The 14,742-nt window shown below is 63.2% G+C and carries 13 protein-coding genes; 6 read left to right on the forward strand and 7 right to left on the reverse strand.

Going from position 1 to position 14,742, the window contains the following annotated elements; genetic code table 11:
• The first annotated feature begins 385 nt into the window (after positions 1 to 385).
• The 4 genes from ACIQ17_RS06530 (at position 386) to hemC (ending at position 4,537) form a co-directional block, all read left to right on the forward strand.
• Entirely contained in the window at positions 386 to 1,498 is a 1,113-nt protein-coding gene (locus tag ACIQ17_RS06530; protein ID WP_398466629.1) for an NADH:flavin oxidoreductase/NADH oxidase, read from the forward strand.
• A gap of 231 nt (positions 1,499 to 1,729) precedes the next feature.
• On the forward strand, positions 1,730 to 1,915 hold the full coding sequence (locus ACIQ17_RS06535) for a DUF3311 domain-containing protein (RefSeq protein ID WP_398466631.1): 186 nt from the start codon (positions 1,730 to 1,732) through the stop codon (positions 1,913 to 1,915).
• Positions 1,905 to 3,380, forward strand: coding sequence for a monocarboxylate uptake permease MctP (gene mctP, locus ACIQ17_RS06540; protein WP_398466633.1), 1,476 nt, complete (start codon positions 1,905 to 1,907; stop codon positions 3,378 to 3,380). The genes ACIQ17_RS06535 and mctP overlap by 11 nt, the downstream gene beginning before the upstream one ends.
• Before the next feature lie 188 nt (positions 3,381 to 3,568).
• Positions 3,569 to 4,537, forward strand: a complete 969-nt coding sequence (gene hemC / locus ACIQ17_RS06545; RefSeq protein ID WP_398466696.1) for a hydroxymethylbilane synthase — start codon at positions 3,569 to 3,571, stop codon at positions 4,535 to 4,537.
• Positions 4,538 to 4,672: 135 nt separating this feature from the next.
• Here the strand turns inward: hemC and ACIQ17_RS06550 are convergent, their stop codons facing one another.
• Positions 4,673 to 6,772: a S9 family peptidase gene (locus tag ACIQ17_RS06550; protein ID WP_398466635.1), complete on the reverse strand. Its 2,100-nt coding sequence runs from the start codon at positions 6,770 to 6,772 to the stop codon at positions 4,673 to 4,675.
• A 144-nt stretch (positions 6,773 to 6,916) separates the two neighbouring features.
• Here ACIQ17_RS06550 and ACIQ17_RS06555 point away from each other — a divergent pair, with 144 nt between their 5' ends.
• A complete protein-coding gene (locus tag ACIQ17_RS06555) occupies positions 6,917 to 8,458 on the forward strand; it encodes a class I adenylate-forming enzyme family protein (RefSeq protein WP_398466637.1) in 1,542 nt (513 codons plus the stop codon).
• A gap of 9 nt (positions 8,459 to 8,467) precedes the next feature.
• Here ACIQ17_RS06555 and ACIQ17_RS06560 read toward each other — a convergent pair whose 3' ends face one another.
• From ACIQ17_RS06560 to ACIQ17_RS06570, 3 genes are all read right to left on the reverse strand, one after another.
• The gene (locus tag ACIQ17_RS06560; protein WP_398466639.1) at positions 8,468 to 8,683 is read right to left on the reverse strand and encodes a SlyX family protein; all 216 of its coding nucleotides are present in this window, start codon (positions 8,681 to 8,683) and stop codon (positions 8,468 to 8,470) included.
• Positions 8,676 to 9,470: a rhodanese-related sulfurtransferase gene (locus ACIQ17_RS06565; protein WP_398466641.1), complete on the reverse strand. Its 795-nt coding sequence runs from the start codon at positions 9,468 to 9,470 to the stop codon at positions 8,676 to 8,678. Before ACIQ17_RS06565 ends, ACIQ17_RS06560 begins: the two co-directional genes overlap by 8 nt.
• Positions 9,471 to 9,626: 156 nt before the next feature.
• The gene (locus tag ACIQ17_RS06570) at positions 9,627 to 9,842 is read right to left on the reverse strand and encodes a CsbD family protein (protein ID WP_398466643.1); all 216 of its coding nucleotides are present in this window, start codon (positions 9,840 to 9,842) and stop codon (positions 9,627 to 9,629) included.
• A gap of 173 nt (positions 9,843 to 10,015) precedes the next feature.
• Here ACIQ17_RS06570 and ACIQ17_RS06575 point away from each other — a divergent pair, with 173 nt between their 5' ends.
• Complete coding sequence (locus tag ACIQ17_RS06575) at positions 10,016 to 10,546, forward strand: cupin domain-containing protein (RefSeq protein ID WP_398466645.1); 531 nt, start codon at positions 10,016 to 10,018, stop codon at positions 10,544 to 10,546.
• Between the two features lie 39 nt (positions 10,547 to 10,585).
• Here ACIQ17_RS06575 and ACIQ17_RS06580 read toward each other — a convergent pair whose 3' ends face one another.
• The 3 genes from ACIQ17_RS06580 to ACIQ17_RS06590 form a co-directional block, all read right to left on the reverse strand.
• A complete protein-coding gene (locus ACIQ17_RS06580; protein WP_398466647.1) occupies positions 10,586 to 12,094 on the reverse strand; it encodes a flavin-containing monooxygenase in 1,509 nt (502 codons plus the stop codon).
• Between the two features lie 138 nt (positions 12,095 to 12,232).
• A complete protein-coding gene (locus ACIQ17_RS06585; protein WP_398466649.1) occupies positions 12,233 to 13,561 on the reverse strand; it encodes an amidase in 1,329 nt (442 codons plus the stop codon).
• Between the two features lie 207 nt (positions 13,562 to 13,768).
• Positions 13,769 to 14,737, reverse strand: a complete 969-nt coding sequence (locus tag ACIQ17_RS06590) for an ABC transporter substrate-binding protein (protein ID WP_398466651.1) — start codon at positions 14,735 to 14,737, stop codon at positions 13,769 to 13,771.
• Positions 14,738 to 14,742: the final 5 nt, after the last annotated feature.

A 14,742-nucleotide genomic window follows, 5' to 3' on the forward strand; every position in this document is an offset into this window, starting at 1 on the left:
GGTGGCTGGGGCCGCGGCGGTGGTCGTGGCTGGGGGCGCGGTGGTGGTTTCTATCGTGGTCGCGGTTACGGTCGTGGCTATGGCTTCTACGGCGGTCCGCGCTTCGTGGCGCCGGGCTGCTATTTCAGCCGCCGCTGGGGCCGGGTTGTTTGCCCGTATTGATCGGCAATTGTCGCCTTTCACGGTGACGACAGCATCGAGGCGCTCCGGAAAACCGGGGCGCCTCTTTGTTTGAGGGGTGTTCATTTTGCATGGGACTGCTGCATTTTGAACGGGACGCGCATCGCGGCGCTGGACCGTCTTGCCTTTTTCGCGCGCTGCACCAATCTCGAATGGGCCAGCCGGCGTCGCGTCGGCATCCACGTCCTCCTGCCGCGGGATTTCCATGAGCATTCTGTTCTCCCCCACTAAGTTGCGCGATCTTGCCTTGCCCAATCGCATCGTGATCGCGCCCATGTGTCAGTATTCGGCGGAAGACGGCCGGGCCACCGACTGGCACATGATCCATCTCGGCAATATGGCGCTGTCCGGTGCCGGCATGCTGGTGATCGAAGCGACTGCGGTAGAAGCCATCGGCCGCATCACGCCCGGCGATCTCGGCCTCTATGACGATGCGACCGAAGCCGCGTTGAAACCGGTCCTGGCCGCGATCCGCAAACATTCGAAGATCGCCGTCGCGATGCAGATCGCTCATGCCGGCCGCAAGTCCTCGAGCCATGCGCCGTGGGATGGCGGCCAGCAGGTGCCGCTCGACAAGGGCGGCTGGGTTGCGGAAGCGCCGTCGGCGATCCCGACCAAGCCTGGCGAGCTGCCGCCGAAGGCGATCGATGCCGCCGGGCTCGTGCGCATCCGCGATGCCTTCGTGGCTACAGCCCGGCGCGCCGATCGCCTGGGTATCGATGCGATCGAGATCCATGCGGCGCATGGTTACCTGCTGCACGAGTTCCTGTCGCCGATCTCCAACCGGCGCACCGACAGCTATGGCGGTTCGCTGGAAAACCGGATGCGCTTCCCGCTCGAAGTCTTCGATGCGGTGCGCGCGGCGTTTCCGGCGCACAAACCGGTGGGCGTGCGCGTCTCGGCGTCGGACTGGATCAAGGGCGGCTGGGATATCGAGCAGACCATCGTCTTCGCGCAGGAACTCAAGAAGCGCGGTGTGGACTGGATGGATGTGTCGTCCGGAGGCGTCTCGCCACAGCAGAAGATCACGCTCGGGCCGGGCTATCAGGTGCCATTCGCCGAAGCGGTGAAGCAGGCGACCGGATTGCCGACCATGGCCGTTGGCCTGATCACCGAGACGCAGCAGGCCGAGGATATCCTGCAAGCGGGGAAAGCGGACTTCATCGCGGTCGCGCGCGGCATTCTCTACAATCCGCGCTGGCCGTGGCATGCGGCGGCCGAGCTTGGCGGTCAGGTTCAGGCGCCGCCGCAATATTGGCGATCGCAGCCTTCGACGCAGAAAGCGCTGTTCGGCGACATCACGTTCGGCGCACGCTGAGAAGGCCGTCGGAGTTAGTCAGCTATCAATAGCCGTCGTCCCGCTGTGCCGGACAGCGGCTATTTTAGTGATCACGTAAAAGTTCCCGTGAATCGCGTCCGCCACGCGAATGGCAGCCCTGCGGCGAAGTTGTGTTTACACGCCATGGCTGTGCTCCTACACCCCCGAAAATTCTGCGCCATAAAATAATCGCGGCATCCGGCGCTGCCCGTTTTCGAGAGGAGCCCTGCCATGGGCCGCCATCTTCTATGGCTGTTGCTGATCCCATTCGTCGGACTGCTCTGGGTCCCGTTCTACAATTTTCATGACCCGGTGCTGTTCGGCTTCCCCTTCTTCTACTGGTATCAGCTCGCCTGGGTGCCGGTGACCGCCTTCCTGACCTGGCTTGCTTACCGGACGTATCCCAATGAAGACTGATCTCGACGTCCCGGCGCTTGCCGTCTTTCTGTTTTTCTTCGCCCTCGTCACTGTGATGGGTTTCGTCGCCTCGCACTGGAAGCGTCCGAAGACGCTCGCGAGCCTCGACGAATGGGGCCTCGGCGGCCGCCAGTTCGGCACCTGGATCACCTGGTTCCTGGTCGGCGGCGATTTCTATACGGCCTATACGGTCATCGCCGTGCCGGCGCTTGTTTACTCGGTCGGCGCCTACGGCTTCTTCGCGCTGCCCTACACGATCCTCGTCTATCCCTTCGTCTTCATGGTGATGCCGAAGCTGTGGCAGGTCGCCAAGGACAATGGCTATGTCACCGCGGCCGATGTGGTGCATGGCCGCTACGCCTCGCGCACGCTGGAAGCTGCCGTCGCCATCACCGGCGTCGTCGCCACGATGCCCTACATCGCTTTGCAGCTCATCGGCATGGCCGCTGCAGTGAAGGCGCTCGGATTTGAAGGCGAGATGCCGTTGATCGCAGCCTTCGTTGTGCTGGCGCTGTACACCTACTCATCCGGCCTGCGCGCGCCGGCGCTGATCGCCTTCGTCAAGGACATCATGATCTACATTGCCGTGATCGCAGCGATCTCGGTGATTCCCGGCAAGCTCGGCGGCTATGCGAATGTGTTCAACATGGCGGATGAAGCGTTCAAGGCCAAGGGCTCCGGCAGCATCCTGCTCGGACCGAGCCAGTACTTTGCCTACGCGACACTGGCGCTCGGCTCGGCGCTTGCGGCCTTCATGTATCCGCACACGCTGACGGGCATCTTCGCCAGCAAGAGCGCCACGACGATCCGCAAGAACGCGGTGCTGCTGCCGGCCTATACGCTGATGCTCGGCTTGCTCGCCTTGCTCGGCTATATGGGCCATGCGGCACAGCTCAAGCTCGCCAGCAACAACGACGTCGTGCCCGCGCTATTCCAGACACTGTTCCCGAGCTGGTTCGCCGGCTTCGCCTTTGCGGCGATCGCGATCGGCGCGCTGGTGCCGGCCGCGGTGATGAGCATCGGCGCGGCCAACCTGTTCACGCGCAATTTCTGGAAGGCCTATGTCAATCCGCAGATCGACACGGCCGGCGAAGCCACTGTGGCGAAGCTTGCCTCGCTGGTGGTCAAGGTCGGCGCGCTGCTGGTGATCATCTATCTGCCGACGCAGTTCGCGCTCGATCTGCAGCTGCTCGGTGGCCTGTGGATCCTGCAGACGCTGCCGGCGCTGATCTTCGGCCTGTTCACCGGCTGGTTCACCGCGCCGGCATTGCTGGCGGGCTGGGTGGTCGGCCTGTTCGGCGGCACCTACCTGACCTGGATCGACGGCTTCAAGCCGCTGCATCTGCTCTCGCTCGGCAGCTTCCAGGCCACGGTCTATATCGGCCTGATCGCGCTGGTGGCGAATATCGTCGTCGCCGTGCTGGTCAATCTGGTGGTGCCGAAGCGTCCTGTCGTCGCGGCGTAGGGCGGATGAGGCGTAGCCGTAATCCGCCGGCCGAGTTCGTGTGGCGAAGAACGGCGGATTACGCTTCGCTAATCCGCCCTACGCATTGAGCCAGCGCATTGCTCCATGCATGCGCTGGCTCTATTGTCCGCGCCGTGATGGCCTCCCGCAGAGGGAGGCGAAATGGAGCGTGACACGTGACGGATCAGATGCGCATCGGCACCCGCAAGAGCACGATGGCGCTGGCGCAGACCGAAGAGATCGCGCGCCGCCTCAATGTGGCCGCGCCGGACCTTGCCGTCGAGATCGTCAAATTCGATCCGGTCGGCGACCGCGACCAGACCAGCAATCTGCTGCGCCATGGCGGCAAGGGCGGCGCCTTTGTCGGCGAGATCCGCGATGCCGTGCGCGCCGGCAAGCTGCACGCCGCGATGCATTCGCTGAAGGACATGCCGGGCAATGAGGACACGCCGGGTCTCGTCATCGGCGCCACCCTGGTGCGCGATCCGCCGACCGATTCGCTGGTGCTGCGGCCGGGTCTGACGCTGGACGAATTCACCCGCTCGCGCGGCAAGGGTTTCAAGATCGGCACCAATGCCGTCCGCCGTGCCGCCTATCTACGCCGGCTGTTCCCCGACATCGAGGTCATCCATTTCCGCGGCGCCGCTGATACGCGCGTGCGAAAACTCGACAATGGCGAGATGCAGCGTTTGCCGGGCGGCGGCGAGGTCGGGCCGGCCGATGCGCTGATCATGGCGCGCTCGGGCCTCGAGCGTGTCGGGCTGGCTAATCGCATCGTGCGCGATTTCTCACCGCAGGAGATGTTGCCGGCTGCCGGGCAGGGCATCGTTGCCGTGGAATGCGCAGCGAATGACTGGACAACGCGACGCTATCTGTCGCTGATCGACGATCCCGCCGCGCATCTCGCCTGCGATGCCGAACGTGAAGTGTTGTGGGTGCTGAACGGCCACTGCAATTCGCCGATCGCCGCCTATGCCGTGATCAATGGCGGCGAGATGTGCCTGACGGCATCGGTACTGGACGAAGCCGGCGAGCGTTTTATTGAAGTGACGCGCATGGGCCCGGCCGACCGCCCGCGCGAACTGGGGCGGGCTGTGGGGCTGGAGCTGCTCGACAAGGGCGCTGCGGAATTGATCGAGCGGACGCGGCCGGAATAACTCTTCCGTCATCCCGGCGAACGCCGGGATCCATAGACACCGACGCTGCGGCGTGATCGCTACTGCTGCAACAACGATGTCTTCATTTCGATGTCGGAGGTTATGGGTCCCGGCGTTCGCCGGGACGACCGGCGGTTAAGTCTCCGCCATCCCGACGCTCCACAGCGCAAATGCATAGACGATCGCGATCTCATCCAGCCTGTTGAAGCGACCGGACGCGCCGCCATGTCCCGCGCCCATATTCGTGCGCAACAATACCGGACCGCCGCCGGTCATGGTCGCACGCAGGCGCGCGATCCATTTCGCCGGCTCCCAATAGGTCACGCGCGGATCGGTGAGGCCGCCCATCGCCAGAATCTTCGGGTAGGCCTTTGCCGCGACCTGATCATAGGGCGAGTAGGACAGGATCGTGTTGAAATCATCCGCACTCTCGATCGGGTTGCCCCATTCCGGCCATTCCGGCGGCGTCAGCGGCAGCGTGTCGTCGAGCATCGTGTTCAGCACGTCGACGAACGGCACCTCGGCGACGAGGCCGGAGAACAAGTCGCCGGAGCGGTTGGCAACGGCGCCCATCAGCATGCCGCCGGCGCTGCCGCCATGGCCGACGATGTTCTTCTCCGATGTATATTTCGCTGCGATCAACGCGCGCGCCGACGCTGCAAAGTCATCAAATGAATTCGTCTTCTTGTCGCGCTTGCCATCGAGATACCAGCCCCAGCCCTTGTCGGCGCCGCCGCGGATATGGGCGATAGCGTAGACGAAGCCGCGGTCGACCAGCGACAGGCGATTGGCGGAGAACGAGGCCGGCATCGCGATGCCATAGGAGCCGTAGCCATAGAGCAGCAGGGGTGCCTTGCCGTCCTGCACGAAATCCTTGCGATGCAGGATCGACACCGGGACCTCGGCGCCGTCCTCTGCCTTCGCCATGATGCGGGTGGTGACGTAATCCGCCGGGTTGTGGCCCGAAGGGATCTCCTGTCGTTTCCGCAAGGTCCGCTCACGGCTCACCATGTCGTAGTCATAGACTTCCGACGGGGTCGTCATCGACGAATAGGCGAAACGCAGATTGGTCGTGTCGAATTCGTAGCCGCCGAGCGTGTCGAGCGAATAGGCGCCCTCGTCGAACGCAATGGCGTGCTCGTCGCCCGTTGCGAGATCGCGGATGACCACGGATGGCAGTGCATTGGCGCGCTCCAGCCGGATCAGGTGATGCGCATAGAGCTCGATGTCGATGAGATAGATGCCCTCGCGATAGGGGATCAGGTCCGTCCAGTTCGCGCGGTCCGGTGCGCTGATCAGCGCGGTGACGATCTTGAAGTCGATGGCATCGTCGGCATTGGTGAGAATGAACAGCTGGTCGCCGCGATCTGCGAGCGAATACTGCACGCCTTCCTCGCGTTTTGCGACAAGGCGCGGTGGTGCGTCGGGAGTGGTGAGGTCGATGAGCTGCTGCTCGGATGTCTCGTGATCGCCGCCGGCAATCACGCAGAAGCGGCCGCTGGCGCTTTCGTGGATATGGGTGAACCAGCCGCTATCCTGCTCTTCGAACACAAGCTTGTCGTCAACTTGCTTGGTGCCGAGGCGATGCAACCAGACCTGCATCGGGCGGTGATTGTCGTCGAGCTTCACATAGAAGAACGCCTTGGAATCCAGCGTCCACACCACGCCGCCATCGGTTTCCTCGACGAGATCGTCGAGGTCCTCGCCCGTGGCCCAGTCGCGCACGCGGATGGTGAAATATTCGGAGCCCTTGATGTCGGCGGTCCAGGCTTCCAGCGTGTGATCGGGCGAATGGCGGGCTTCGCCGAACTTGAAATAGTCGTGGTGCTTCGCGAGCGCGTCGCCGTCCAGAATGATCTGCGCATCGCCACCATCGCGCGGCGTGCGGCCGAACAGTTCATGCTGTCCGCCCTCGCGGAATTTGCGCAAGTAAGACCAGGGGCCATCGGGCGATGGGACCGAGGAATCGTCCTCCTTGATGCGACCGCGCATCTCGGCGACGAGCTTCTTCTGCAGCGCCGCGGTGCCGCCCAGCAGGCTCTCGGTATAGGCGTTCTCCGCCTCCAGATAGGTGCGGATCTCCGGCTCCAGCACAGACGGATCGCGCAACACCTCCTGCCATCTGGCGTCCTTCAGCCAGGCATAGTCGTCGTTGACGGTGATGCCGTGGGCCGTGAAGGAATGCGGATGAACGGGCGCAACCGGCGCTGAGGTTTTCGAAGTCTGCTGTGTCATGAAGGCTCTTTTCGCGGAGGTCCGATCGGCTATGATCCCGTCCGTCGGCATGGCGACGTGCTGTGAATATAGGCGGGATCACCCGCTTTGCCATCCTTCGGGCCTTGCTCGGAGGACAAGACAAAACAAGAAACGAGGAAACAAATGCCTGAATTCGTTGCGCTCGATGCGCTGGTCCGGGGCACCGCCGAGCGGGTGCCGCACAAGACCGCCGTGATCGATCCCGACCGCGCGATCAACTATGCCGATTTCAATGCGCTGATCGACCGCATCGCCGCGTCGCTGCAGGCGAGTGGGCTGAAGCCGCAGGATGCGATCTCGATCTGTGCACTGTCCTCCATCGAATATGCGGCGACCTTTCTGGGCGCGCTGCGCGCGGGCGTCGCGGTGGCGCCGCTGGCGCCGTCATCGACCCCGACCGACTTCGCTGCGATGGTGAAGGATGCGGCCGCAAAAATCCTGTTCATGGACAATGCCACCGCGGACAATTTTGCTACGGCGGATATCGACCCCGCCATCCCACGCGTGGCGCTCGACGGCGGCAAGGCCGGGACGGCATTCAAGGCGTGGCTGGCGCCGGAAGGCAGCAAGCCCGCGCCGGTCACGATCGATCCGGATTGGGTGTTCAACATCATCTATTCGTCAGGCACCACGGGGACGCCGAAAGGTATCGTGCACACCATGTGGATGCGCTGGCGGCAATACGGCCAGCTCGATCCGCTCGGTTATGGCGGGGATGCCGTCACCGTGCTGTCGACGCCGCTTTATTCCAACACAACGCTGGTCTGCTTCAATCCGACCTTTGCGGGCGGCGGCACGCTGGTGCTGATGAAGAAGTTCGATGCGCGCGGTTTCCTCGAGCTGAGCGCGAAGCATCGCGCCACCCATGCGATGCTGGTGCCGGTGCAGTATCGTCGCATCATGGCGGTGGAGGATTTCGACAGTTTTGACCTGTCCTCCTTCGTCATGAAGTATTCGACCTCGGCGCCTTTCGCCGCGGGGCTGAAGGCCGATGTGCTGAAGCGCTGGCCGGGCGGCCTGACGGAATATTACGGCATGACCGAAGGTGGCGGCACCTGCATGCTGCTGGCCCATGAACATCCGACCAAGCTGCACACCGTCGGCCAGCCGGCACCGGATCACGATATCCGGCTGATCGACGAGGACGGCAATTTCGTCGCCCAGGGCGAGATCGGTGAAGTGGTCGGGCATTCGCCGGTCATCATGCAGGGCTATCTCAACCAGCCCGGCAAGACGGCAGAGACATTCTGGCGCGATCCGTCAGGCAAGCTCTATGTGCGCACCGGCGATGTCGGTCGCTTCGACGAGGATGGCTTCCTGACGCTGATGGACCGCAAGAAGGACATGGTGATCTCCGGCGGCTTCAATATCTATCCGAGCGATCTGGAGATGGTGCTGGTCCAGCATGATACGGTGCTGGAAGCGGCGGTGGTCGCGATGCCATCGGAGGAGTGGGGCGAGACGCCGGTGGCGTTCGTGGTGCTGCGTCCCGGCGCGTCTGCGGACGCTGCGGAGATCAAGGGCTGGGCCAATGAGCGGCTCGGCAAATTCCAGCGGCTCAATGATGTGGTGATGGTCGACGTGCTGCCGCGCAGCGCCATCGGCAAGGTGCTGAAGCGGGAGTTGCGGGACCGTAGGCTGTCGGGCGATCATCTGTCGGCCTGAGATCGCCCATCAATAATGCGGTGGGCGCTCATTCGTGGGCATGCCCACCGCCGTCTCTGCCTCTGCCAGCCGTTCGCCGAGTGCCGCCATCTGCCGGGTCAGCATGTCGATCTGCTTCCATTGCGCGGTGATCGTCGCATTCAGCGTCTCGATCGTATCGTCCTGATAGGCGATCCGCATTTCCATCTTGTCGATGCGCTCGCGCAGGCTGTCGCTTTCACTCATCTGCAGCCTCGCGCGTGAGAGCAAAGTCTTCGGAATTGATGGGCAGCCCTTCCCGGATCGACTGGCTTTCCTTCAGCCCGTGGCCGAGCGCGACACGCTGGTCGAACACGAAGCAGTCGCCGCGCCACAGGCTTTCGCTTTCCGGGACGTCTTCGAGATATTGCAGGATGCCGCCCTTGAGGTGATAGACCTCGGCAAAGCCATGGGCGAGCATGTAGGAACTCGCCTTCTCGCAGCGGATGCCGCCGGTGCAGAACATGGCGATCTTCTTGTGTTTGGCCGGATCGAGCGTGCGCGCGACGAAATCCTTGAACTGGCCGAAGCTGGCAATGTCAGGATCGACCGCCCCTTCAAACGTGCCCATCGCCACTTCGAACGCATTACGGGTGTCGAGCACCAGCGTGTCCTCGTCCGCGATCAGCGCATTCCAGTCGGCGGCCTCCACATAGGTGCCGACCAGCTTGTTGGGATCGGTGAGGGGATCGCCGAGCGTGACGATCTCCTTCTTCAGCCGCACCTTCATGTGCAGGAACGGCATCATGCTGGCGCGGGAAAATTTCAGTTCGAGATTGTTCAACCGGCCGCCGAACAGCACGCCGCTGTCCAGCTCCCGCATCAGGGCGTCGATCTCGGCATCCTTGCCGGCGATGGTCCCGTTGATGCCTTCCTCGGCCAGCAACAGGCTGCCCTTGATGCCGAGCTGATCGCACAGCGCACGCAGGGGCGCCTGCAATTGACGAAAGTCAGGCAGGGAGGCGAATTGATAGAGGGCGGCAACCTTGTACATGCCGGGGATGTAGCAAAGCAGGCCGGGCGGCGAAACCCTCGGGCGTGCTGGTATGCCAATCTTCCAGACGCACAAAAGCCGGCCCAGAGGACCGGCTCTCGTGCAGCGTCACCTGCGGCCGGCGAGGGGAGTCAGACCCTGCCGGTGGAAATCGGCTCAGCGCTTGCGGCTGGCGAGATCCGATGCCTTGTCGACGGCATTCTTCGCCACATCCTTGGCATCGCCCATCGCCTTCTGCGCGTGGCCCTTGCCTTCCTGGATCAGGCCTTCGCCCTGCAGGCGCTCGGAGCCTGTTGCCTCGCCAATGCCCTGCTTGGCCTTGCCGATGGCTTCATTTGCATGGCCCTTGATCTTGTCGGTGGTAGCACCCATGAGATACTCCTGTTGCGTAAGAGGCTGCGAGTTCCAGGCTTATCCCGGAAACGTCGTAAGCCTCGCTGGGCTTCGTCGAAACAATCGACAGCTCAAGGGAATGTTCCTGGAATTCCGGGGCGCGATGCCGCTCGAAAGGCTGCATTGCCGTCACGTCATTGAGAGGCGCTGCCATGTCCGGCCACGGTCACGATCACACCCATCCGCACGATCATGCTCACGATCACGGCCATGATCCCGATCGCTGGAAGCATGACGGTGTGCGCGTCATCCCGGCGGACAATCTCGACACCAATGTGCCGTCGACCAAGGGCATGGACCGCGCCGCGGCGATCAATTTTGCCCGCGTCGGCGCCCAGAAGTTGTGGGCGGGCACGGTCTCGATCCAGCCGGACGCCAAGACCGGTGCCCACCATCACGGCCATCTCGAAAGCGTGATCTATGTGGTCAAGGGCAAGGCCCGTATGCGCTGGGGCGAGCAGCTCCAGTTCACGGCCGAAGCCGGCCCGGGCGATTTCATCTTCGTGCCGCCTTACGTGCCGCACCAGGAGATCAATGCCAGCCGCGACGAAGTGCTGGAATGCGTGTTGGTGCGCAGCGACGGCGAAGCCGTGGCGATCAATATCGACATCGAGCCGGTGGAGAAGCCGGAGACGGTGCTGTGGGTCGATCCCACACATCCGGATGGCGCGGTGAAGAAGTAAGTTCAAAGGGCCGGCGACCAGATCGCCGGCCCTTTTGCTTTACGCATAGCGAAATACGGGATCGTCGAGATTGATGGCTGGGAACACGTCGCGATCGTTCCAGTAATTCTGGTCGTGCTGCCATTCCGGCTTGTTGCCGCGCTTCGGCAGTAGATGCAGCCCGCGCATGATGTAGCCGGGGTTGAAATCCTGCTCGTCGATCCATGGCAGCAGCGGCATGTCACTTTCCTCAGGCCGCAAAGCCGGCGTGACGGTGGTGACACCTTTCTCGTCCATATGCCGCAGCAGCCGGCAGACGAAATCCGCGACGATGTCCACGCGCAATGTCCAGCTGGCGCGGAAATAGCCGAAGATCCACACCATGTTCGGCACGCCGGTAAACATCATGCCGCGATAGGTGACGGTGTCCGCGAAGTTCAGCGGCTTGTCGTCGATGGAGAAGGCGATGTCGCCGAGCACATTGAGGTCGAATCCGGTGGCGGTCACCACCACGTCGGCGTCAACACGGTTGCCTGACTTCAGCACGATCCCGGTCTCGTCAAAGGTCTCGATCTCGTCGGTCACCACGGTGGCCTTGCCGGCACGGACGCTTTTGAACAGGTCAGCATCGGGGATGAAGGCAATGCGCTGGCGCCATGGCCGGTAGCGCGGCGTGAAATGTGTGGCGATGTCGTAGTCGTCGCCGAGATGGGCGCGTACGCCTTTCAGTAGTTCATCGCGCACGATGTCCGGCTCGTTCTGTGCGCGTTTGGTGAAGGCTGCCTGATCGAACAGGACCTTGTGGCGGACGATTTCGTGGACCCATGTCTCGTCGATATCAAGTTCGCGCAACGTCTCCGCCAGCACATTGGCGTTGCGCCCGGTGATGAAAAAGGTCGGCGAACGTTGCAGCATGGTGACGCCGGCGCATTGATCGGCAATGGCAGGCACCAGGGTCGCCGCCGTGGCGCCTGAACCGATCACCGTGACGCGCTTGCCGGACAGGTCGAGATCGTCGGGCCAGGTCTGCGGATGCACGACGGTGCCCTTGAAACGATCGAGGCCCGGCCAGTCCGGCGTGTAACCCTTGGCATGGTTGTAGTAGCCCTGGCACATCCACAGAAAGCGCGTGGTGAAGGACAGCGTCTCGCCGGTCTCGAGGCGCGTGACCGTCAGTGTCCAGAGGCTGTCGTCATTGGACCAGTTGGCGCCGAGGATCTTGTGTCCGTAACGGATGTGTTGGTCGATCCCGTTCTCGCTGATCACCTCGCCCATATAGCTGAGGATTTCTTCGGCGGTGGCGATCGGTGCCGATGTCCACGGCTTGAAGCGATAGCCGAAGGTGTGGAGATCGCTGTCGGAGCGGATGCCGGGATAGCGGTGGGTGTGCCACGTGCCGCCAAATCCATCCTTCATTTCGAGAATGGCGAAGCGCTTGTCCGGGCTTTGTTGGGTGAGATGATAGGCGGCGCCGATGCCGGAAATGCCGGCGCCGACCACAATGACATCGAAATGCTCGGCTTGCTGCGCCACAGACGGAGTCGTGGCGACCTTTCCCTGAACGTTCATGGGCTCCCGATCTTTTTCTGGCTCCGCGGTCTGTGCGCGGATGCTTGGTCCGGCGGCCCGCCCAGGCGGAGCCGTCGGATGTCATGATTGACGATCGGGAGGAATGCGCAAGGCCTATTGCAGGGACAAGCCGCGAATTCAGGCCACGAGCTTGGGCAGGCCGATCTGGAATGCCAGCGTGGTTTCGATCCATTTCGCCACGCGGAGCGTATGGAAATCCTGCCGGTACGGCCCGACCACCTGCAGCCCGAGCGGCAGGCCGTTCCGGCCAAACCCCGCCGGCAAGGCGACGGCCGGCACGCCCATCAGTGTCCATGGCGCGCAGAAGGCGGCGTCGCCGGTGAAGTCCAGCCCTTCCGGCGCCTCGCCGGTGGCCGGCAAGGTCAGCACCGCGTCATAGGACGCCATCTGCGCGGTGAACGCGTCACGCAGTGCCTGCTGTTGTGCCTTGGCCTTCAGATAATCCGCCGCGCTGTAGTCATAGCCGGCCTTCACCAGCAGCTTGAGATGCTCGCTGGATTTCTCCGGATGGCGCGCGACGAGATCGCCGAAGATGACCGCCGCCTCGCAGGCGAGGATGGTGTTGATGGTGTCCCAGTTGACGTGATCGAGCTCGGTCAGTTCGAGGTCGTCAATCACCGCGCCGGCTGATCGCAGACGCGTGATCGATGCGCCAAACATTTGCTGTTGCTCGCTTTCAGCCTTGGCGAATTTGGCGAAATGCACGGCGGCGATCCGCGGTGCAGGCGACGGCTGGATGCCTTGCGTGACCGAGACCTCGAAAGCGGGCACCGGTTGTCCATGAAGATCGCTGGCGCTCGTACCGGCCAGCAGCGACAGCGCAAAGGCGACGTCATCGACCTTCCGCGCAAAGAAGCCGACATGGTCGAGCGAGCCGGAGAGCGGATGCACGCCGCTGCGCGGGATGGCGCCGTAGCTCGGCTTGAAGCCCACCACGCCATTGAAGGCGGCCGGGCGGATGATCGACCCCAGCGTCTGTGTGCCGAGCGCCAGCGGCACGAGGCCGGCAGCGACAGCCGCTGCGGAGCCCGATGACGAGCCGCCCGGCGTGTGCTTGCTGTTCCATGGATTGGTGGTCGGGCCGGGATGGCGCCAGGCGAATTCGGTGGAGACGGTCTTGCCGAAAATGGTGGCGCCGAGATTGCGCAGCCGCTCCACGACCCAGGCATCGGCGGCCGGCACATGGTCGCGATAGATCGGCGAGCCATTGGTGGTCGGCATGTCGGTCGTCGCGATGATGTCCTTGATGGCGACGGGAATGCCCGATAGCGGCCCAGGCTTGCGGGTGGTGTCGGTTGGCAGCACTTCGAAGGCCTTGAGGACGGGCTCGATGGCCTTGGCCTGTGCGAGGCGCTCGGATGCGTAGTGATCGGCAGCGCATGGGGTGGATTTGAACTGGCGTAGCAGATCGAGGACGCCTGCTTCTGTTCTGGTGGAATTGGTCACGTCGACAACCTCAGAGCTTTCTTTTGTCCCTCCCTCAAGCCGCGTAGCGGCGCAGTGGGGAGGGTGGCCGGCCGAAGGCCGGACGGGTGGGGTGCTCCAAGAAACTCCGGAGCCTGTGGAGGCACCCCACCCCGGCCTATCGGCGGACCCTCCCCACTGCGCAGCTGCGCTGCTTGGGGGAGGGAGACTACAACGGCCGGCGCACGATCACTTCATCGCCAATGCCGGCTCTATATACTTCCGCACGACAAACTTGTCGTAGTCCGGCTGTGCGGCAAGATTACCGAGTGCAATCTGGGTGTCCATCGACACCTTGAGCGACGGCGCGGTGATGTCGACGCTCGGCGGATACACGCCATCCGCCAGCATGCGCTTGACGGCGGCTTCGACTACGGCCGGCTCAAGCGATGGAAACTCCTTCTGCGCGATGGCGACAGTGCGGGCCTCGTTCTTGGCCATGAAGCGCATCGCCATCTCCATGCCGTTGGTGACACGCTGGGCGAGATCGGGATTGACGTCGTTGCGGGCGGTCACCGACGAGAAGGCATAGGCGCCATAGGTCTTCGGGAAGCCGAACACGACCTTCATGCCCTTGGCAACGACCTGGTCGAGGCCGGGCTCATACATCACGGCGACCGGCGCCTGCTTGGCGAGGAACGGCCCGGGCTCGGTGCCGATGGCAACCTGGATCATCTCCACATCGGTCTTGCCGTCCATGCCGTTCTCCTTGAGCAGCTTCAGGAACAGCGAGGTGCTGGTGGTCGGCATGGTGCCGGTGACGACCTTCTGGCCCTTCAGGCTCTTGATGTCCTTGAAGTCGAAATCCGGCGCCGCGGCGAGCCACACGGCCGCGCCATTGACGACATTGGCGATGATGCCCACCGGCGCGCCCTTGGAGGCGGCGATCGCCGTCCATTCCGGCCCGTGGATCGAGAACTGCGCGCTGCCGGAGATCACGGCAGACAAAGCGACGGTTGGCGAACCTGCGGTTTCCTTGGTGAGGTCGAGCCCCTGTGCAGTGAAGAACCCCTCATTGATGGCGACATAGAGCGGCAGATACAGCATCGACTGGAAGGCTTGCGACAGCACCACCTTCTTGTTCTGCGCCGAGGCCGGCGAGGCAAACAGCAACCCGGCCAGCGCGGTGGCGCAGGCAATACGCTTGAGCAACGACATGGAAG

Origin of the sequence: Tardiphaga sp. (assembly GCF_044340795.1) — a bacterium.
In the GTDB taxonomy this organism is placed as follows: domain Bacteria; phylum Pseudomonadota; class Alphaproteobacteria; order Rhizobiales; family Xanthobacteraceae; genus Tardiphaga.